Source organism: Mesorhizobium sp. ES1-6 (assembly GCF_020164775.1).
In the GTDB taxonomy this organism is placed as follows: domain Bacteria; phylum Pseudomonadota; class Alphaproteobacteria; order Rhizobiales; family Rhizobiaceae; genus Mesorhizobium.
Genome location: NZ_JAIUGU010000001.1, coordinates 165,931 through 184,706, shown reverse-complemented (window position 1 = coordinate 184,706; position 18,776 = coordinate 165,931). Strand labels below are relative to the sequence as shown.

The 18,776-nt window shown below is 63.4% G+C and carries 19 protein-coding genes and 1 pseudogene; 8 read left to right on the top strand and 12 right to left on the bottom strand.

Annotated elements, in window-relative coordinates; all coding sequences use genetic code 11:
* Position 1 precedes the first annotated feature (1 nt).
* Positions 2-1,030, top strand: a complete 1,029-nt coding sequence (locus LB564_RS01000) for an isopenicillin N synthase family dioxygenase (RefSeq protein ID WP_224534434.1) — start codon at positions 2-4, stop codon at positions 1,028-1,030.
* Positions 1,031-1,091: 61 nt separating this feature from the next.
* Here LB564_RS01000 and LB564_RS00995 read toward each other — a convergent pair whose 3' ends face one another.
* From LB564_RS00995 to LB564_RS00985, 3 genes are all read right to left on the bottom strand, one after another.
* Entirely contained in the window at positions 1,092-2,048 is a 957-nt protein-coding gene (locus tag LB564_RS00995) for an alpha/beta fold hydrolase (protein WP_224534431.1), read from the bottom strand.
* Between the two features lie 26 nt (positions 2,049-2,074).
* Positions 2,075-2,560 carry an SRPBCC family protein gene (locus LB564_RS00990; RefSeq protein WP_224534429.1) on the bottom strand — a complete coding sequence of 162 codons (486 nt, stop codon included), beginning with the start codon at positions 2,558-2,560 and terminating at the stop codon, positions 2,075-2,077.
* A 121-nt stretch (positions 2,561-2,681) separates the two neighbouring features.
* A complete protein-coding gene (locus LB564_RS00985) occupies positions 2,682-2,930 on the bottom strand; it encodes a ParB N-terminal domain-containing protein (RefSeq protein WP_140706673.1) in 249 nt (82 codons plus the stop codon).
* Between the two features lie 155 nt (positions 2,931-3,085).
* Between LB564_RS00985 and LB564_RS00980 the strand changes: the two genes are divergently transcribed.
* Genes LB564_RS00980 through LB564_RS00960 form a run of 5 tightly spaced genes read left to right on the top strand, consistent with a single transcriptional unit; the run spans position 3,086 to position 8,599 of the window.
* The gene (locus LB564_RS00980) at positions 3,086-4,726 is read left to right on the top strand and encodes a N,N-dimethylformamidase beta subunit family domain-containing protein (RefSeq protein WP_224535380.1); all 1,641 of its coding nucleotides are present in this window, start codon (positions 3,086-3,088) and stop codon (positions 4,724-4,726) included.
* Position 4,727: 1 nt separating this feature from the next.
* Positions 4,728-6,113: an aspartate aminotransferase family protein gene (locus LB564_RS00975; RefSeq protein WP_224534428.1), complete on the top strand. Its 1,386-nt coding sequence runs from the start codon at positions 4,728-4,730 to the stop codon at positions 6,111-6,113.
* A 3-nt stretch (positions 6,114-6,116) separates the two neighbouring features.
* Positions 6,117-7,046, top strand: coding sequence for a 3-keto-5-aminohexanoate cleavage protein (locus LB564_RS00970; protein WP_224534427.1), 930 nt, complete (start codon positions 6,117-6,119; stop codon positions 7,044-7,046).
* Positions 7,047-7,055: 9 nt separating this feature from the next.
* The gene (locus LB564_RS00965; protein WP_224534426.1) at positions 7,056-7,574 is read left to right on the top strand and encodes a GNAT family N-acetyltransferase; all 519 of its coding nucleotides are present in this window, start codon (positions 7,056-7,058) and stop codon (positions 7,572-7,574) included.
* The gene (locus LB564_RS00960) at positions 7,571-8,599 is read left to right on the top strand and encodes a histone deacetylase family protein (protein WP_224534425.1); all 1,029 of its coding nucleotides are present in this window, start codon (positions 7,571-7,573) and stop codon (positions 8,597-8,599) included. Before LB564_RS00965 ends, LB564_RS00960 begins: the two co-directional genes overlap by 4 nt.
* Before the next feature lie 15 nt (positions 8,600-8,614).
* On the opposite strand, the gene LB564_RS00955 is transcribed toward LB564_RS00960, so the two are convergent.
* The 3 genes from LB564_RS00955 to LB564_RS00945 all read right to left on the bottom strand — a co-directional run bounded on the left by LB564_RS00955 (position 8,615) and on the right by LB564_RS00945 (position 11,579).
* Positions 8,615-9,883 carry a cysteine desulfurase-like protein gene (locus LB564_RS00955; RefSeq protein WP_224534424.1) on the bottom strand — a complete coding sequence of 423 codons (1,269 nt, stop codon included), beginning with the start codon at positions 9,881-9,883 and terminating at the stop codon, positions 8,615-8,617.
* A 48-nt stretch (positions 9,884-9,931) separates the two neighbouring features.
* Positions 9,932-10,999: an aldo/keto reductase gene (locus LB564_RS00950; protein WP_224534423.1), complete on the bottom strand. Its 1,068-nt coding sequence runs from the start codon at positions 10,997-10,999 to the stop codon at positions 9,932-9,934.
* Positions 11,000-11,117: 118 nt separating this feature from the next.
* Complete coding sequence (locus tag LB564_RS00945; RefSeq protein ID WP_140707287.1) at positions 11,118-11,579, bottom strand: hypothetical protein; 462 nt, start codon at positions 11,577-11,579, stop codon at positions 11,118-11,120.
* A gap of 385 nt (positions 11,580-11,964) precedes the next feature.
* On the opposite strand from LB564_RS00945, the gene LB564_RS00940 reads away from it, so the two are divergent.
* Complete coding sequence (locus LB564_RS00940) at positions 11,965-12,129, top strand: hypothetical protein (RefSeq protein ID WP_140706685.1); 165 nt, start codon at positions 11,965-11,967, stop codon at positions 12,127-12,129.
* Between the two features lie 52 nt (positions 12,130-12,181).
* Here LB564_RS00940 and LB564_RS00935 read toward each other — a convergent pair whose 3' ends face one another.
* Positions 12,182-12,688, bottom strand: coding sequence for a DUF1993 family protein (locus LB564_RS00935; protein ID WP_224534422.1), 507 nt, complete (start codon positions 12,686-12,688; stop codon positions 12,182-12,184).
* A gap of 139 nt (positions 12,689-12,827) precedes the next feature.
* Here LB564_RS00935 and LB564_RS00930 point away from each other — a divergent pair, with 139 nt between their 5' ends.
* Complete coding sequence (locus LB564_RS00930; RefSeq protein WP_224534421.1) at positions 12,828-13,871, top strand: DUF1176 domain-containing protein; 1,044 nt, start codon at positions 12,828-12,830, stop codon at positions 13,869-13,871.
* Between the two features lie 19 nt (positions 13,872-13,890).
* Here LB564_RS00930 and LB564_RS00925 read toward each other — a convergent pair whose 3' ends face one another.
* The 5 genes and pseudogenes from LB564_RS00925 to LB564_RS00905 form a co-directional block, all read right to left on the bottom strand.
* Entirely contained in the window at positions 13,891-14,784 is an 894-nt protein-coding gene (locus tag LB564_RS00925; protein WP_224534420.1) for an alpha/beta hydrolase family protein, read from the bottom strand.
* A gap of 32 nt (positions 14,785-14,816) precedes the next feature.
* Complete coding sequence (locus LB564_RS00920) at positions 14,817-16,427, bottom strand: NTP transferase domain-containing protein (protein WP_224534418.1); 1,611 nt, start codon at positions 16,425-16,427, stop codon at positions 14,817-14,819.
* Entirely contained in the window at positions 16,424-17,128 is a 705-nt protein-coding gene (locus LB564_RS00915; protein ID WP_224534415.1) for an XdhC family protein, read from the bottom strand. Before LB564_RS00915 ends, LB564_RS00920 begins: the two co-directional genes overlap by 4 nt.
* Before the next feature lie 7 nt (positions 17,129-17,135).
* Positions 17,136-17,474: an XdhC family protein gene (locus LB564_RS00910; protein ID WP_140706695.1), complete on the bottom strand. Its 339-nt coding sequence runs from the start codon at positions 17,472-17,474 to the stop codon at positions 17,136-17,138.
* Positions 17,475-17,524: 50 nt separating this feature from the next.
* Positions 17,525-18,774 (bottom strand): annotated as a pseudogene (locus LB564_RS00905) (vWA domain-containing protein).
* Positions 18,775-18,776 lie beyond the last annotated feature (2 nt).

Below are 18,776 nucleotides of genomic sequence, written 5' to 3'. Positions count from 1 at the left end.
CATGACATCGGACATCGAAAGGATCGGCATTGCGGACCTGTTCGGGCCGCCCTCGCCCGCCCGCGACCGCGCCGACGCCAGGATCATGGCCGCCGCGTCCGGCATCGGCTTCATGGCTGTCCGGGATTTTCCCGGCGATGACTGGCTGACGCCGGACAAGCGCGCGCGATTGCTGCGCATCTTCGCGCTTCCCGATGCCGGCAAGCAGGAATTGCTGCGCTGGAATTTCGATCACACGAAGAAGAATTTCTACCGCGGCTGGTTTCCGCTGCAGCCGCAAGCCGTTTCCTACAAGGAAGGCATCGACATGGGGCCGGACATTGCCGATGCGGCGCGCCTCACGGCTTCCGACGATCCCTTGTGCGAGCCGACACCATTGCCCGCCGAAAATGCCTTGCCCGGCTGGCGCAACGCCGCGGCCGACTACTATCGCGCGATGGAGACGGTCGGCACCATGCTGATGCGGTCGATCGCACGCGGGCTTGGCCTGCCTGAAACAATCTTCGATGCCTATTTCGCTGGTGGCATCTCGACGCTGCGCCTGATCCGCTATCCCTTGCGCGACGCCAATGCCGGGGTCGACACAAGCGGGCCGGAGTTTTCGGTGATCCACAAGGGTGAGACGCGCACCATCATCGGCCGCGAACATGCCGATTCAGGCTTCGTCACCTTGCTGGCGCAAGACGGCGTCGAGGGCTTGCAGGCAAAGACCCTTGCCGGCCAATGGATCGACGTGCCGCCAGCCAATGGCACGCTGGCGGTCAATTTCGGTCAGCTGCTTGAGCGCTGGACCTGCGGCCGTGTACGGGCGACGCGGCACCGGGTGATTGCGCCGAAAACGGTGCGATTCTCGATACCGTTCTTCTACGAGCCGCGCGTCGACGCGGAGATCTCGCCCCTGCCATTGGGCGGCGCCGAACCCTTCGAGCCGTTTCTCTATGGCGATTATCTCTGGGAGTCGGCGACGAACTTCGTCGAGATGAGCGGCATCAAGCATTTGAGACAACCACGCCGCGCCATCGCTTCGTAAGGAAGAGCTTCCTCGACAAGACGCCGGCCGTCTCGGAGACGGCCGGCGGCGATGGCAGGGGTCATTCGGCTTCGCCGACCACCTCGTCCCAGCTTTTCACCCTGGTCTGGCCGTCGAGGAACGGCAGGGCGGCGGCCGTCAGTTCCGGAGCGAAGAAGACGTCGTAGTGGGTGCGGTTGGGCAGGATGGCCAGGCGGTTCTGAGACAAGTTCTCGCGCATCCAGCCGGCATCTTTCAGCCCGCCGCCGAGCATCTGGTAGAACTTGATCTCGTGCTCGGGCTTGTACATGTCGCTGTCGCCATAGGCGAGCATGACCGGCATCTTCAGCTTGGGAACATCGGCGGAGAAATCGTAATCCTGGCGCATGAAATTGCCGAGCGCGTCGAGCAATTTCGGGAAGTCCTCCGGATGCGGTGCGACCGCGACGTAGGATTTGTACATCGGCGTGTCTTTCATAAACGGAGCGGCGGCGGCGCTCACCTGAGTCTGCTGCGGGCGCATCTCGTCATAGAAGCCGTCGGCGGCATAGCCGGTCGAGACCAGGACCAGCCGGCGCACCGCCTCGGGATGCTGGACCGCCATGCGGAAAGCAACGCCGCCGCCCAGCGAATAGCCCATGACGTCGACCTTGTCGTAGCCGAGCGCCTTGACGATACCAGCCATGTCGTCGCCGATCGCCTCCAGGCTGAATGGCCGCTCACCCAGCGCGGTGCGGCCATGCCCCTGAAGGTCGATGCCGATGACGGTGCGGTTTTCGGCAAGCTTGGGCAGGATCGGCGCGAACATATCGATGGAGCCGAGGCCGCCATGCAGCAGAAGCAGCGGCTCACCCTTGCCATAGACGGCGTAATAGTAATTCACGCCGTTGATCGGCAGCAGGCCGGACTTTTGCGGCTTCGGCAGCGTTTTAGGTTCGGTCGTCATGGCTTGGTTTGTCTCCTCTGCATTGATGGTGCCCGGGCAAGCGAGAAACGCCGCGACCGAGGCAAGAATGGCGAAAAACAGGGTTTTGGACATGTCGATCTCCTCCTGGCCAGCCGATGTCAGAGCGTCTTGGCGAGATCTTCGAGCTGGTCGGTGCACTGCCCCCAACCCGCATCAAAGCCCATCGCTTCGTGCTGCTCCCGATCGGCGACGCTCCAGTGCCGGACACGCGCGACGTAACGGGTCCTGCCTTCGCCTTCGTCCTCGAAGGTCAGTACGACTGTCATGAACGGTTTTTCCGATGGCACCCACGCCTTTGTATAGGCATCGGTAAGGACAATCTTCTCGCCGGGAATGACTTCCAGGAAAACGCCGGGGTTGGGGTACTCGTTGCCGTCCGGATCGGCCATGACGGCAAGGGTCGATCCGCCGGTACGCACATCCATCTGGGCACGCGGTGTCGTCCACGGCTTTGGCGAGAACCATTGCGTGATCAGGTTCTGGTCGGTCCAGCAGCGATAGACGCTCTCGCGCGGCGCATCGATGATGCGTGCGAGAACCAGTTCGCGGTCGTCGGCGGGGGCGATGTCGAGCTTGGTGGCCACGGCGGTCTCCTTGGTTTGATCTGGCTTCCGCCCCAAGGACGAGCCCACGCAACGCAAACCGACACCGCCCGCGAAAAATTCTGGAAACGGAAGCTGGGAGAAACCGCGAACGGGGCCTGCGTCAGTGGCGCTTGGCTTGCACCAGATAGGCGTCGATCTCGGTCTCGCCGAGCCACTTTGCGGCTTCGAGCCGATGCAGGCCCTCGACGAGGATATGGCGCTTGCCATCGTGACGGACCTGGATCGGCGTCTTCAAGCCGTTCTCCAATATGTCCTCGGCCAGATGCCGGACGGTCTCGGGGTGCAGTGTCTTCTTGCGCGCGGTGGGCACGTAAATGTCGTCGACCTTGACCTTTTGCACCCTGAGCATGCCTGTCCCCTTGGCGGAACTGCCGCCGTCGTCCTGAGATAGTCGGTTTGGCGAAGGCGGCCAAGGGTGCGGCTAACGAATGCTGGCATGATCGTTTCCATTTGACGCCTGGCGGGCGGATCGCCGAAATGGCGCCTCCGATGGGCCAGGGCTTCATGATCAATCTTCCGAGCGAATTTCCCGATTTCGGACTGACGGCGGAGCAGCGCCGCCATGCCGTGCGCGGTCACTATTACGAATGGCCAGGCATGGATGGGGAGCGCGGCGAGATCTGGTGCTACAGCGACCGGTTTTCGTACCGCGCCGGCGAGACGGTGACGCTGCATGTCAGTTCGACCGCTCCGTCCTTCGGCATGACGATCGTCCGCGACGGCGGCACCTCGACGAAAGTGTTCGAGAAATCTGATATCGCATCGCGCTGGCAGGACAGTCCGGACCAGTGCTCGGCCGAAGGCTGCGGCTGGGGAGCCTCGTTCGAGTTCCGCGTGGGAAGCGACTGGCCGTCCGGCGCCTATCGGATAACGTTGACCGCCGACGGATGCGACGGCGAGCCGATCCAAAGTCACCATATATTCATCGTTTCGCCCGAGCCGGGCAGGAAGCCCGGCCGTTTGCTTCAGGTGGCGGCGACGGGCACCTGGCTTGCCTACAACACCTGGGGCGGCTCCAACCATTATCAGGGCATTACCGGGCCTGACCGCGACCAGTACTCGCCCATCGTATCGACGCAGCGCCCCTGGTGCCGTGGCTTCGTCGTGCTGCCCGACGATGCGCCGCGCGTGCCGTTGGAGGTCGCGGTGCCGCCGAAGACGGCGCCGCGCTATCCGCACATGGAATGGGCGCTCGCCACCGGCCATTCGAAGAAATACGCCTCGTCGGGCTGGGCCAGCTACGACAGCCACTTCTTCCGCTTTGCCGAACGGGCCGGCTACGAAGTCGACCTCGCCAGCCAGCACGACCTGCATTTCTCGCCCGAGATTCTCGACGGCTACGACTGCGCGGTCTTCGTCGGCCATGACGAATACTGGACCTGGGAAATGCGCGACGCCGTCGACGACTATGTCGAGCGCGGCGGCCACGCGGCGCGCTTCGCCGGCAATTTCATGTGGCAGACGCGGTTGGAGGACGAGGGCTGCCGGCAGGTCTGCTACAAATATCGTGCCCGCGCCGAAGACCCGGTCTATCGGGCGGGCGACGTGAGGCGCGCCACCAATTCCTGGGAAGCGCCGGAGATCGGCCGGCCGGGGTCGGCCACCTTCGGGCTCAACGCCACACGCGGCGTCTATGCAGGCTGGGGCGGCTGCGCGCCGCGCGGCGTGCGCGGCTTTCCGGTCTATCGGCCCGAGCACTGGGCTTTTGCCGGAACCGGCATCTACTATGGCGACCTGCTCGGCGCCGACAGCCATATCTACGGTTACGAGGTCGATGGGCTCGATTTCGAGATCCGTGGCGGCCTGCCCTACCCTACGTCTGGCAGCGGCGCGCCCGAAGGGCTGCAAGTTCTCGCCGTCGGCATGGCCTCCCAGGTCGAGGAAAGCGCCGACATCCCGATCGAGGACCAGTTCCTCACCGACGAGGATGGCCGCTTCACCGCCGAGACGCTGTTCGGCGACGCAAGCGACGCCAATCTCGAAAAGGTCAAGCGCGGCAATGGCATGATCGTCAATTTCCCGCGCGGCAAAGGCGAGGTGTTCCACGCCGGAAGCTGCGAATGGGTCGCCGGCCTGCTAAGACAAGACCCGATGGTCGAACGGGTTACCCAGAATGTCCTCGATCGCTATCTCGGAAAGTTCTGACATGCCGAAAGTCCAGACCGCCCCTCATGACGCCGACAGCCGGCGCCAATCGCATCTTTTCTACCTCTCAAGCCTGCGCCGGCCGCTGATCGATCGCGCCGAAGGCATCTACATGTGGACACAGGACGGCCGCCGTTTCATCGACGGGTCGAGCGGCCCGATGGTCGCCAATATCGGCCATTCCAACCGCAATGTGCTCGACGCCATGAAACGGCAGATGGACCGCGCCACCTTCGCCTACCGGCTGCATTTCGAGAACGAACCGGCGGAAGAACTGGCGCGAGAACTTGCCGGCAAGCTGCCGGAAGGCATGGACCGCATCTTCTTCGTCTCCGGCGGCTCGGAGGCGACGGAATCCTGCATCAAGCTGGCCCGGCAATGGGCCGTCGCCACCGGCCAGGCCAGCCGTTGGAAGGTCATCACCCGCTTTCCCTCCTATCATGGCGGCACGCTGGGTTCGCTTTCGATCACCGGCGACGATGCGCTCGCCGAGAGTTTTACGCCGATGATGCGGGTGATGCCGACCGTGCCGGCGCCAACCGCCTGGCGCGACCGCGACAATCTTTCGATGGAGCAGCGCGGCGTCCGTTACGCCGACATGCTGGAGGAAAAGATCCTCGCCGAAGGTCCCGAAAGCGTCGTCGCCTTCATCATGGAGCCGATCGGCGGCGCGGCAACCGCCGCGCTGGTGGCGCCCGACAGCTATTATGCCCGCATCCGCGAGATCTGCGACCGCTACGGCATCCTTTTGATCCATGACGAAGTGATGAGCGGCGCCGGCCGCACCGGAAAATTCCTCGGCGGCGACCACTGGGACTGCAAGCCGGACATCGTCGCGCTGTCGAAAGGCCTCGGTTCGGGCTACGCGCCGCTTGGCGCGCTGGCAGCACCGATGCGGCTGGTCGAGCCGCTTCTCGCCACCGGCGGCTTCCAGCATGGCCACACCTATGCCGGCAATCCGCTCGCCTGCGCCGCCGGCCTGGCGGTGCTCGGCGAAATGGACCGGCTCGACCTGATCGCCAATGCGGCCGCCATGGGCGACGTGCTGATGGACGGGCTGAAGGCACTTGCGAAACGGTTTCCGTTCATCGCCGACCTGCGCGGCAAGGGTTTGCTCACCGGCGCCGAGATGGTTGCCGATCCGGATACGCTAAAGCCCATTGACCAGCCCAAGAAAGCGACGCAACGCCTGCTCGACCTTGCCTACGAGCGCGGGCTCATCATCTATGGCCGCAGGGTCAAGGGCGGCGTCGACGGCGACAATTTCATGGTGGCGCCGCCGATGATCGTCACCAGCGAGCAGGTCGGCGAGATCATCTCCATCATCGGCGACTCGCTCGAAGTCCTGGCCGGCGAATTAGACCTGCCGATCGAAGGCCGGGGGTAAAAAATGGCGCCGCGAAAAGTCATCATCACCTGCGCCGTCACTGGTTCGGTGCATACGCCATCTATGTCGCCCTATCTGCCGGTGACGCCGGACCAGATCGCGGCCGACGCGATCGCGGCCGCCGAAGCCGGCGCCTCGATCCTGCATCTTCATGCACGTGACCCCAGGGATGGCCGCCCGACCGCCGATCCCGAAGTGTTCATGCAGTTCCTGCCGCGCATCAAGCAGGCAACCGACGCGGTGATCAACATCACCACCGGCGGCTCCTCGCTGATGACGCTCGACCAGCGGCTGGCGGCACCACTCAGGGCGGAGCCGGAAATGTGCTCGCTCAACATGGGCTCGATGAATTTCGCGCTGTTCCCGATGCTCGACAAGCCAAGGGAATGGCAACACGAATGGGAACCGAAGCTGCTCGAAGCCACGCGCGACACCATCTTCAAGAACACCTTCGCCGACATGGAGAGCGTTCTGGAGCGGCTGGGCAAGGGTTGCGGCACGCGCTTCGAATTCGAGTGCTACGATGTCGGCCACCTCTATTCGCTGGCGCATTTCCGCGACCGGGGGCTGGTGTCAGGCCCCCTGTTCATCCAGTTCGTGCTGGGTATCCTGGGCGGCATCGGCGCCGATCCGGACAATCTCATCCATATGAAGCGCATCGCCGACAAATTGTTCGGCGACAGCTATCAGTTCTCGGTGCTCGCCGCCGGGCGCAACCAGATGCCGCTGATCTCGATCGCCGCCGCGATGGGCGGCAATGTCCGTGTCGGGCTGGAGGACAGCCTCTACGATGGCCGCCAATTGGCGAAATCCAACGCCGATCAGGTACGCCGCATCCGTGGCATTCTCGATGGGCTGTCGCTGGAGGTTGCCACACCGGCGGAAGCGCGCGACATGCTGGCGCTCAAGGGCGGCGACCGGGTGGCTTTCTGAGGCAAGACCGTGACCAATCCAGCCTCCAATGATGTCCTCCTCCGCCCCGGCACCATCGATGACGTCGAAACCATCCACGCCGCGATCCTGAAGCTGGGCAGCCATATCGGCGCGCCCGAGGAGATCATCTCGACGGCGGACGATCTCCGCCGCTACGGCTTTGGCGAAAAGCCCGCCTTCTCGACCCTGGTCGCCGAAGTCGGTGGCGAATTCGCCGGACTTTGCCTGCATTTCCCGATCTTCTCGACCTGGATGGGGCGGCCCGGCGTCTATGTGCAGGATCTGTATGTCGAAGACCGGTTTCGCGGCCGCAAGATCGGCGAACGCCTGTTGCGGCGCGTGGCCGCGGAGTGCCGCAGGGATGGCGGCGTGTATCTGAGGCTGTCCGTCGACACCGACAATGAGGGCGCCAAGGCTTTTTACGAGAGGTTGGGCATTGCCTGGTCGAGCTACGAGCAGACGCAGAAAATCATCGGCGAGGCCTTTTTCGCCTTCGCCGATGCACCGGAAAATGGGGAGCCGCAATGAAAGCCTTTTATGCGCAGGAGCAGAAGCGCCACGATCCCAAGGCGTTTCTGTCCAGCGGCGCCGCGCAACCCAATCCTGAAAAACCGGAACGCGTCCAGCGATTGTTAGCCGGCGCAATATCTGCCGGTTGCGTCATCGAAAAGCCCCGAAATCATGGACTTGGCCCAGTTGCCGCCGTGCACACGCCCGAATATCTCGACTTCCTCGAACATATTTTCGAGCGCTGGCAGCGCATCGATGGCGCTTCCGCCGAGGTCATCCCCAACATCCACCCGATCGCGCGCGGCGGTTCCTATCCGGCCTCGGCTGTCGGTCAGGCCGGCTACCACATGGCCGATACGGCGTGCCCGATCTCCGGCGAAACATGGCAAAGCGCGCTGTGGAGCGCCTGGAGCGCCGTCGAGGCAGCGGAGACGGTGATGGCGGGCGCTTCCGCCGCCTATGCGCTGTGCCGCCCGCCCGGCCATCACGCCTTCGCCGACGTCGCCGGCGGCTTCTGCTTCATCAACAATTCGGCCGTCGCGACACAAGTGCTGCGTAAACAGGCGGCGCGCGTGGCGATCCTCGATGTCGACCTGCATCACGGCAACGGCACGCAAGGCATTTTCTACGCCCGATCCGATGTGCTGACCGTCTCGCTGCATGCCGATCCGGTGCGCTTCTATCCGTTCTTCTGGGGCCATGCCGACGAGCGCGGCGAAGGCCCCGGCCTTGGCTACAATTTCAACCTGCCACTGCCGCGCAAATCCGCCGACGCGGCGTTTCTGGAAGCGCTTGGCGTGGCGTTCCAGCGCATCCGCGCCTTCTCGCCCGACGCGCTGGTCGTGGCGCTCGGCCTCGACGCCTTCGAAGGCGATCCGTTCGGCGGGCTTTCGGTGACGACGCCAGGCTTTTCGCGCATCGGCGAAGCGATCGCCGGGCTCAGCCTGCCGACGGTCATCGTCCAGGAAGGCGGCTATCTCTGCGACGAACTCGGCGACAATCTCACCGCCTTCCTCACCGGTTTTGGCGGCAAGGCACGGTGAGCGTTCAAGCCCGCGTCAGGATCGTTGCTGCCTGAGCATGGCGATCACCCGGTGCACGCTTTCCAGCGTCTCGTCGATCTCGGCCGCCGTGTTGTAATGCGCGATACCGATGCGCACGACGCCTTGCTCGGCCGGAATGCCGAGCTGGTGGACGATCTCCCAGGCATAGTTGTGGCCCGACCACAGGAAGATGTTTTCGGCGTTCATCTGCCGCACGATCGTCTCCGGCACGATGCCGTCCACGGTGAAGGAGACCGTCGGCACACGATCGCCGAGCCGTTTCGGATCGGTAATGCCATGGATCGTCAGGCCTGAAATGTCGGAGAGGCCATCGATCAGCCTTTGCGCCAGCGGGTTTTCGTAGGCGATGGAGACTTCGAACGCCTTGGCGATCCTGCGCCGTCTCGGCCCGCCCTCTCCGGCCGAGGCACCGATCTCGGCAAAATAGTCGACCGCCGCCGTGAGCCCGGCCATCAACTCAATCTGCGGCGTACCGAGTTCGAACCGCTCCGGCAGGCCGTTCGAGGAACAGCGGCATTTATAGGCTTTCAGAACCTCAATGACATCGCCGCGCCCCCACAAAATGCCCATATGCGGACCGAAGAATTTGTAGGCCGAGCAGATCAGGAAATCGCAGCCGAGCTCCTGCACGTCGATCAGGCCATGCGGCGCGAATTGCACGGCATCGACATAGACCAGCGCGCCGGCCTTTTTTGCCAGGTGAGTCAATGACTTGACCCGATTGATCGAGCCAGTGAGATTGCTGGCGTAGTTCAGCGCCACCAGCCGTGTCTTGCTGGACAACAGACCCGCCAGGGTCACCTCCTCGACCTGCCAGCTCTTTTCGTCGAATGGCAGCCAGCGCACGACGAGGCCGAGATCCTCGGCCAGTTGCAGCCAGGGCGACACATTGCCCTCATGGTCCATGCGGGTGAGGATGATCTCGTCGCCCGGCTTCAGCGTGCGGCCGAGCGTGCGCGACATGTGATAGGTCAGTGTCGTCATGTTGGCGCCGATGATGATTTCCTGGGGGCTTGCCGCGCCGAGGAAATCGGCCATCGCCTGGTGCGCCTCGTCGACGACGGCTTGCGCTGCGATCGTCGTTTCAAAATAGCCGCCCAGATTGGCGTTGGTCGTCAGAAGGCAGCGCGACACGGCATCGGCCACGGCCTGCGGCACCTGCGTGCCGGCGGGGTTGTCGAGATAGATACGCCGGCGTCCTTTGTCGGTCAGCGAGAGAGCGGGGAATTTTCCACGCACGGCCTCGATCGAAAAATCCACCATTGTCTCCACCCCTTTGCTGCTGTTCGACAATTCCGCTTCCCGGCCCGGTCACGGGCAGGGATTGCCGACCCTCTGGTGAATGGCATCCACTGCCTTTTGCATCTCTTCGGTCCAGACGACATCCACCGAGGACAGCGCCATTTCCAGCTGCGACACGGTTGTCGCGCCGACGATGTTGGAGGTCACGAAGGGCCGGCTCGAGACATAGGCATTGGCAAACAGCGCCGGCTCCAGGCCGAAAGAGCGCGCCAGCTCATTGTATTCGCGCAGCACTTCGGCGGCATTGGGCGTCTCATAACGCTGACCGCGGTTGAACAACTGCGAGCGCGAGCCCTGCGGGCGGGCGCCGTTATCGTATTTGCCGGTCAGATAACCCTGCGCCAGCGGAGAATAGGCAAGCAGAGACACCCCCTCGCGCTCGCAGACTTCCGCAAGGTTCACCTCGAAGGTGCGGTTGACGAGATTATAGGCGTTCTGGATCGACGCAACGCGGGGACCGACGCCCTTGTCCGCTTCGGCGAGGTAACGCATCGTGCCCCAGGAACTCTCGTTGGAGAGACCGAAATGGCGGATCTTTCCCGCCTTCACCAATTCATCGAATACCGCGAGCGTCTCGGCGATCGGCGTCTCGGCGGCCGGAGCGCCGACAGAATCGGCACGACGCGCTACCGCCCCGACGCGCGTCGGGTTGGCGCCCCAGGGGATGTCCCGCTCCGGCCAATGAATCTGATAAAGGTCGAGATAATCCGTGCCGAGCTTGGCCAGCGACTTGTCGATGGCGTCAAGGATATCGGCCCGCACCAATTGCGAGGGGCGGTCGCCGCGAAACCAGCGGTTGGCGGTGCGGCCGACGACCTTGGATGCAAGGATGACCTTGTCGCGATTGCCATTGGCCTTCATCCAGCTGCCGATGATCTTTTCGGTTCGCCCCTGCGTCTCCTCCTTGGGCGGGATCGGATAGAGTTCGGCGGTGTCGATGAAATTGACGCCGCGCGAGAAGGCCAGGTCCATCTGGGCATGACCCTCGGCCTCGGTGTTCTGCTGGCCCCAGGTCATCGAACCAAGGCAAATCTGGGTGACAAGGAGATCGGTCCGACCGAGACGGCGTTTGTGCATGGAATTCTGCTCCGGAGGAAAGCATGCGCGGCTGCGCGGGGAGGAAATTGCATCTTATAGGAAAAGCGGAGACGCTCTCCAAGCCTCGCCTGGCCGACTTTTGCGTGAGCCGATGCGGTTAGCGGCGTGCGGCGGCCACGGCGCGGCGCTTGGCCTCGTCGATCAGCATGTTGGCAACCTGCATGCGGATCATCGCGCGCTGGCGCAGATGCGGGGCAACGCGGTCTGGATGGTTGGTGAAAGCAAAGCTGCGCCGCATGCGACCGAAATCGGCAACGCTCTTGGAGGGATCCAGCCCCAGTTCGACCGCGATCGATTCAGGATCGATCGGCGGCAACTTTTCTTCCGGCTTCGGCTCTTCGCCGGCCAGGGCCAGCTTTGCATGGTCGAGCAAGGCGGCGAACTCGGCCGCCAGATCGGCGCCTGCTTCGCGATAATCGGCGGCGGACACCTTGATGCGGCCCGAATGGAGTTCGTCGGCGACCGAGAGATAATCGAACGGAATGGATGGGCGCGCGCCGGTCTCTTCGCCCTCAATGCCGTCGCCCTTGTCGGAGGCGACGAAAAGGTCGTCGAGCAGCGAGGCGAAATCCCGCTTGGCGCCGGTAACGATATCAGCCTCCCCGTGCTCGGACTGTCCAAGGCCTGAACATAGAACCGGCTCGTTAAAAATAAATGCCACCGGTCTTGAGAATTTGCCCGTTGCAGAGTGTCGCTGGCCGAGCCGCGGGCAAAAGCCGGACTGCATTTTCATGCAGTCCGGAAGTTCGCCAGGAGTGGCGAGGAAAAACTGGCCATGAGCCAGCGTCGAAGCCTACGATTGGCGCGGCGCAAGAGTTTCACGGGGCCGCAAAAAATTTCATGAAAATTATACGAGCATGGCAGGCAATGCAAATGCCGCACTGCACAATTGTCACGACTCGCCTATATTGTCGGACGTGGAGGATCAACCAGGAGCCTGAATCATGGGTTTCTTCACGGAAATGTTCGCCCGGCCCCGCCCGCAGGAACATCAGAAATACCGCGCCGCCCTTGCGCTGCTTCATTCGATGAGCAATGCCGAGCGCGCCGACATCGGCATCAAGCCCGCCGATTTCCCGCGTATCGCCCGCGAAATGTCCATCCGCTAAGATGCATTACACGAGATGCCCCGGATCGATCCGGGACATCTCGAACTCTGCCTCAACGCGATCCCAGGAAGGTCGCCTTGCCCAGCGGCACGCCATTGTGGCGAAGGATGTCGTAGGCGGTGGTGAGGTGGAAATAGAAGTTGGGCATGGCCACATGCAGCAGGTACTGCATGCCGCCCAATGTGGTTTCCCGGCCTCCCAGCTTCAACTCGATCATCCTGTCGTCCGACCCATCCATATCGGCGGCCGAAAAAGTCGCCAGAAGGGCGACGGTCTTGGCGATCCTCGCTTCGAGGTCGGCAAAGCTTGCCTCATTGTCCTCGTATTTCGGCACTTCGCGGCCGGCCAGCCGAGAGGGCGCGCCCTTGGCATGGTCGGTCGCGATCTGCACTTGCCGGATCAAGGCGAACATGTCGGGCGCAAGCCGCGCGGTCAAAAACACCTGCGGGTCGATCTTGCGGTCAAGGGCATTCTGTTCTGCTGCCGCAAGCACACTGGAAAGTGCTTTCAACCTGGCTGAAAAAACGGGCACGGATGCCTCATACATCGATATCGTCACGTCAAATCTCCTGTCCGGCCGAACGCCGGCGGACAGGAGGTGCGCCTTCAAACACGATTCTTCAAGCGTCACCGACGCCGCGTCACCACGTCGCCGCAATCGCCGTGGTAGAATCTTCGTTATCGAGCGGAGATTCCCGATGAGACGCGCCCTTCTCGCAGCGACTGCCCTTCTCTCCCTTGCCAGCCAAGCGGCATTGGCCGCCGATACGCTCGAAGCGCCCTATGTCGATGATCGCTCCAGCGCCGAGGCGGTCGTGCGATCGCTCTACAGCGCCATCAATCGGCACGAATTCGCCCGCGCCTGGGGCTACTACGGAGATACAAAGCCGGCAAAGGATTTCGATGCGTTCGTCAAAGGCTATGACGGAACCGATAGGGTGGAGGTCAAGACCGGCGCTATCTCGGACGATGGCGCGGCGGGCAGCATCTATTACAACGTCCCGGTCGCCATCCAGGCAACCGACAAGCAAGGCGAGGCGAAGGTTTTCGCCGGCTGCTACACGCTGCGCCAGGTGAATGCGCAGAACCAGGCAGCGCCGCCTTTCGACCCGATCCACATCGAAAAAGGCGCGATGAAACCTTCCACCGCGGATTTCGACGAGGCGTTGCCGCCAAGCTGCGGCGACGGTCCGCCGCCGCCGAAGAAGGATACCGCGCTGGAGCAGGCCAAGAAGGTTTTTCTGGCGACCTATGGCGACCAGTGCGACAAGGACCGTCTGGCCAATGAGCCGGAGGTCTTTTCGATCAAATACAAGGATAAAAATGCCCAGCCAGGCGATCCGGACAGGGAAACCCGCCTGTTCCATTTCGCCTGCTCGGCCGCCGCCTACAATGAAAGCTCGGTCTACTATATGACCGACGAGGTGGACGGTGTCAGGCAACTGCAGTTCGCCGAGCCGGAGACAGACATACGATACGAGAACAACGACAGCGACGGCAAGCTGTTGAGCGTGACGGTGATCGGCTTCCAGACCACGGGTTGGGCCACCAATTCAGACTATGACCCCAACGCCCACACCATCACCACGTTTAACAAATGGCGCGGTATCGGCGATGCCTCGGATTCCGGGACATATCTCTTCCGCAACGGCGATTTTTCGCTGGTCCAGTACGATGTCGACGCGTCTTATGACGGCGAGGAAAATCCGCAGACGATTGTCGACTACAACACCGCGCCATAGAGCGTTCACATGTCGGCTTTTAAGGCGCTTTCGACAGCATCCAGTTGAGCGTGCCGCGCCAGTCGACCATGCGGATCGGCGTGCCGTGTGTGCCGGTTTCGAAGCGGACGAAGCGGGTCGGATAGGTCTTTGATTTGGCAAGGATGGAGCGGAAGAACGCTTCCTGGTTGGCCACGGGAAAGACCACGTCATGACTGCCTTGGCCGAAAAACACCGGCACGCGACGCTTGAACGCGGGACTGGCAAGAAAGCTCTCGTCCCATAGCGATCCAAGCAGCAGCAACCCGTTGATGCGCCGACCCGTGTCGTTGAGTGCGGCAAGCTTCCAGCACAGCGCCCCACCCATCGAGCCGCAGGCGACGAAGATTTTCGCGCCCGGGGACTGTTGCCCATAATGATCGATCAGTGCCGCGACCTGTGCGGCACCCTTGTCGCCGAAATCCGGAAAATCCGGAGAGATATAGAGCCCGCCATTGCCGGCCACCAGGTTCTTGAGCCGGTTGAAATTGCCACCGAAGGTGAAGTCGTCGACGCCTTGCTTGCGGCTGCCGCCCTGGCCGTGCAGATAGAGCACGATGACGGCGGCGCCTAGCGTCTTGCCGACCGCGACATGCCTGACATCGCCGGCATCCGTCTTCAGCATCAGATCCTGCTGCACCTTGCGCACGCCGGTGTCGGTGTACTGGGCGCGCACGCGCCTTTCCGGCACCTCGTCACGCTGGTTGATGTCGCGCATCTCCCGGTAGTCGAGGACGGTGTAGGCGCCGTTGCTGTCGGATGAGAGCGTCGCCGGATAGGCGAAAAGATCATCCTTGAAGGGTTTTAGTTCGAGCGAATTGGCATGGACGGCAACGCTAAGAGCAAACGTCGCGACCAGAAAGGCATGAGAAGCGGAAAGAGCACGAAAAGCCATTCCCGAGGCATGCGGAATTCAGGCCGGCTTTGTCAATCCTGCAGCACGCCGCCGGCGCCTTGGAGGGCCTCACGAGTGTCGACATCGAGGGAGGCGCCCTCGCCGATCTCGACATCGATGACATCGAGCCCCTCGGCCTCGACCAGATGGCGCGCGCCGGTATCGCCTTCGAGATGGGCGACGGCCGAAAACAACGAACGCGGCAGGAGCACCGGATTGCCGCGCCTGCCTTCATGCGAGGCGCGAACGACGCAATTGCCGCCGGCCGCGCGGAACGCATCGATCAGCCGGTCGAGGTCGCCGGGCGCCACGCCCGGCATGTCGCCAAGGACGATCATTGCACCGGCGACGTCTTGCGGCAGACAGGCAATACCGGCCTTGAGCGACGTGGACAGGCCGTCGGCAAAGTCGGGATTGTCGGCGAAGGTGACTTCGAGGCCAGACAATGCCGCGCGCACCCGCTCGCGCTGATGGCCGGTGACGACGATCGTGCCCGAGGCCTTCGAGGCGAGAGCGCGTTCGGCGGTGCGGCGCACCAGCGGCTGGCCGTCGAACAGCGCCATCAGCTTGTTCGGCCCGCCCATGCGGCTCGACCGGCCCGCGGCCAGAAGCACGATGGCAACCTTGAGCCGGTTTTTGACCGGCAGCGGCTCGCGCGGCTGCGGCCGTGTCGGAATTTCCATCAGCAGGCCGCCGACACCCATGCCGGCGATGTCGCCCGCCGTGACGTCGAGGCCGGCAACCAGCCGGTCGAGCACCCAGTCGAAGCCGTTCTCCTTGGGGCTGCGGGCGCAGCCAGGCGCGCCGATGACGCGCTTGCCGCCGAGCGTGCCCAGCACCAGCAGATTGCCGGGATCGACCGGCATGCCGGCGCGGACAACGATCCCTCCGGCCCGCTCGATCGCCGCCGGAACGACATCGGCGAAATCGCTCATGGCTGAAGCGCCGAAGATCACCACCATGTCGTTGTCGTGCGCGAGTGCGATGGCCGCCTCGGCGACAGGGGCGATCTCATGCGGCGTGCGGCGCTCCGCCGTCAGCCTGCCGCCCGAGCGCGCCAGCCGGGCTTCGGTGACGCGTAGCGTCTTGTCGAGTACGGTTGGTTTGGTGCCCGGCAGCACCGTCTGGATGACGCCGACACGCAGCGGCCGATAGGGGTTGACGGCAAAGACCTCGCCGCCGGCGCAGATCTTCATCACGGCGTCGACCAGCGACGAGGCGACCGCGAAAGGGATGATCTTCACCGTCGCCACCATCTGATCCTTTTCGACCGGCGCATGCTGGGCCAGAGTCGCAACGGTGATAGCGGGATCGACGGCATTGATGGCGTCGATGACAGCGGGATTGACCGTGAAGATGCCGGCCGCCTTGGCGTGGAGATTGACCCGACCGGTGGCGGCGGGCCTCGCTTCGATGCCGCCAAAAATCATGCTCTGCGCAATTCTTTGCGCCGCTGCGTCCTCGCCGAGATCGTTTGGGGCCAGCACGGCGGCGACAACCTGGGTGATCCCCGCCTTCTTGAGCATGGAAACGTCTTCGGCGCTCAACCTGTGCGCCTTACGGAACCGCTTTTCGCCGGCGATGGTGGCATGGGCAAGCACCGCCCCCTCGGCCGCCTCTATCGGGATCGGACCGAATTTCACGCCGCCGCGCCCTTCGCATCCAGACCGCGCGAGCGGAAGGCGAGGATGGTCTGCGCGAGAATGGCGACGGCGATCTCGGCCGGGCTTGCCGCCCCGATATCGAGCCCGATCGGCGCATGGATACGCGCGATCCGGTCGGCGCTCGCGCCCAGCGCCAGCAGGCGCTCGACGCGCTTGGCATGCGTCTTGCGGCTGCCAAGCGCCCCGACATAGAAGCAATTGGCGTCGAGTGCCGCCTTCAGCGCGAAGTCATCGATCTTCGGATCGTGGGTGACGGCGGCGAGCGCGGTGTAAGCGTCGAGCGGCTGGCGGTTCAATACGTCTTCCGGCCATTCGGCATGCAAGGCGACATCCGGGAAACGGTCCGATGTGGCAAAGGCGGTGCGCGGATCGATGACCTCCAGGGGATAGCCTGATATCCGGGCCATCGGCGCCAGAGCCTGGCTGATGTGGACGGCGCCGATCACCACCAGGCGTGGCCGCGGCAGATGCGCGTTGAGAAAGAAAGTCCGCCCTTCCGCCTCGACGGAACCGGAATTGCCGGAGCGAAACGCCTTGGCGATCGCCGCTCCAAGATCGCCGGCGACCTGATCACCCTCGCGCACGATGCGATCGCGACCATCACCGAGATCGGTGACGAGGATCGCCGCGCGGCGGGCGCGTCGTTCGGCGTTGAGGGTTTTCAGCGCATAGGGATCCATTGGGAAATCAGCCTAATCTTTCCACATACACCTTGATGCGGCCGCCACAGGACAGGCCGACCTGCCAGGCGGTCTCGTCGGCTACACCGAACTCCAGCATCCTCGCCTCGCCGGAGCCGATGACGTCGACCGCCTCGGTCACGACAGCGCCCTCGACGCAGCCACCTGAAACCGAACCGTGGAAATTGCCATCGGCATCGATCACGAGATGGCTGCCAACCGGGCGCGGCGCCGAACCCCAGGTCTCGACCACGGTCGCGATAGCGACATCCTTGCCCTCCTTCATCCAGGCTTCCGCGATGATCAGAGGATCGCGGGCCTCATCGAGATAAAGACTGTCGCTCATTGTTGCTTCTCTCAGGGTCTGTTTATCCAAGGCGCCGGGAAAACATATGGCTATGCGGCGCGCCTCGCGCCAGCATCATCCACCGGCGCGGATCGACCGAAAGCGCCGATTTCTTGTCCAGCGAGGCGCAGAGATCGGCGAGCGCGTCGAGATTGTGCACCGAACGGAATTCGTCGACATGCGGCAGCATCGCCTTGACGCCCCGGGCGCGCGCCTGAAAACCGTCGAAACGCAGCAATGGGTTCAGCCAGATCAGCCGTCGGCAGGATTTGTGCAGCCGCTCCATCTCCTCCGACAAGCCCACAACATCGTCGCGCTCAAGCCCGTCGGTGATCAGAAGCGCCACCGCGCCCTGCCCCAGCACGCGCCGCGACCAGACAAGGTTGAACTCGGCCAACGCATCGCCGATGCGCGTGCCGCCCGACCAATCCTTGACCGCCGCCGAGCAATCGGCAAGCGCTGCATCGGGATCACGGTGGCGCATCTGCCGGGTCAGGTTGGTCAGCCGCGTGCCGAAGACAAAGGTATGCACGCGCCGGCGCTTTTCCGTCAGCGCATGCAGGAAATGCAGGAAGATGCGCGTGTACTGGCTCATCGAACCGGAAATGTCGGCCAGCACCACCAATGGCGGGTGGACTTCGCGGACCGAGCGGAATTTCGGCAGGATCAATTCGCCGCCGGTACGTGCCGCTACGCGCATCATGGCGCGCGGATCGATGCGGCGGCCATGCGCATCGGCCTTGAAGCGACGGGTCCGCACCATGTCCACAGGCAGCCGCAACGCCGCGATCGCCTTCCTGGCATCGGCCATTTCGGCTGCGTTCATCTGCGCGAAATCCTTGCCCCGCAACAGTTCGTTGCCGGAGAAAGTGAAGCGGGCGTCGACCTCGATCTCCGGGATTTCCTGTGTCGGCCGGTTTTTCTGATGACCTTCGAACATCGCCTGGCTGACGCGGTTCTCAGCCGCGCGCGGCTTCTGTTTTTCCCTGGTGTCGGGCGCCACCGGCGAGAACATCGCCAGCAGTTTCTCGATCAGTTCGCGCGATTTCCAGAACAGCCTGAAAGCTTCGTCGAAGACGGCATGATCCTCCTGCCGCGAAACCAGCACGGCGTGCAGGGTCCAGTAGAAATCGTCGCGCGAGCCGATGCCGGCGACGAGCACCGCCTCGATCGCATCCTTGACCGACGCCGGCCCGACCCGCATACCGGCCTTGCGCAAGGTGCGGGCGAAATAGACGATGTTGTCGGCGATCCGGCCATCCGCCGTCGCCTCTCTGGGGTCGGGACGCGGCGCCGGCATCC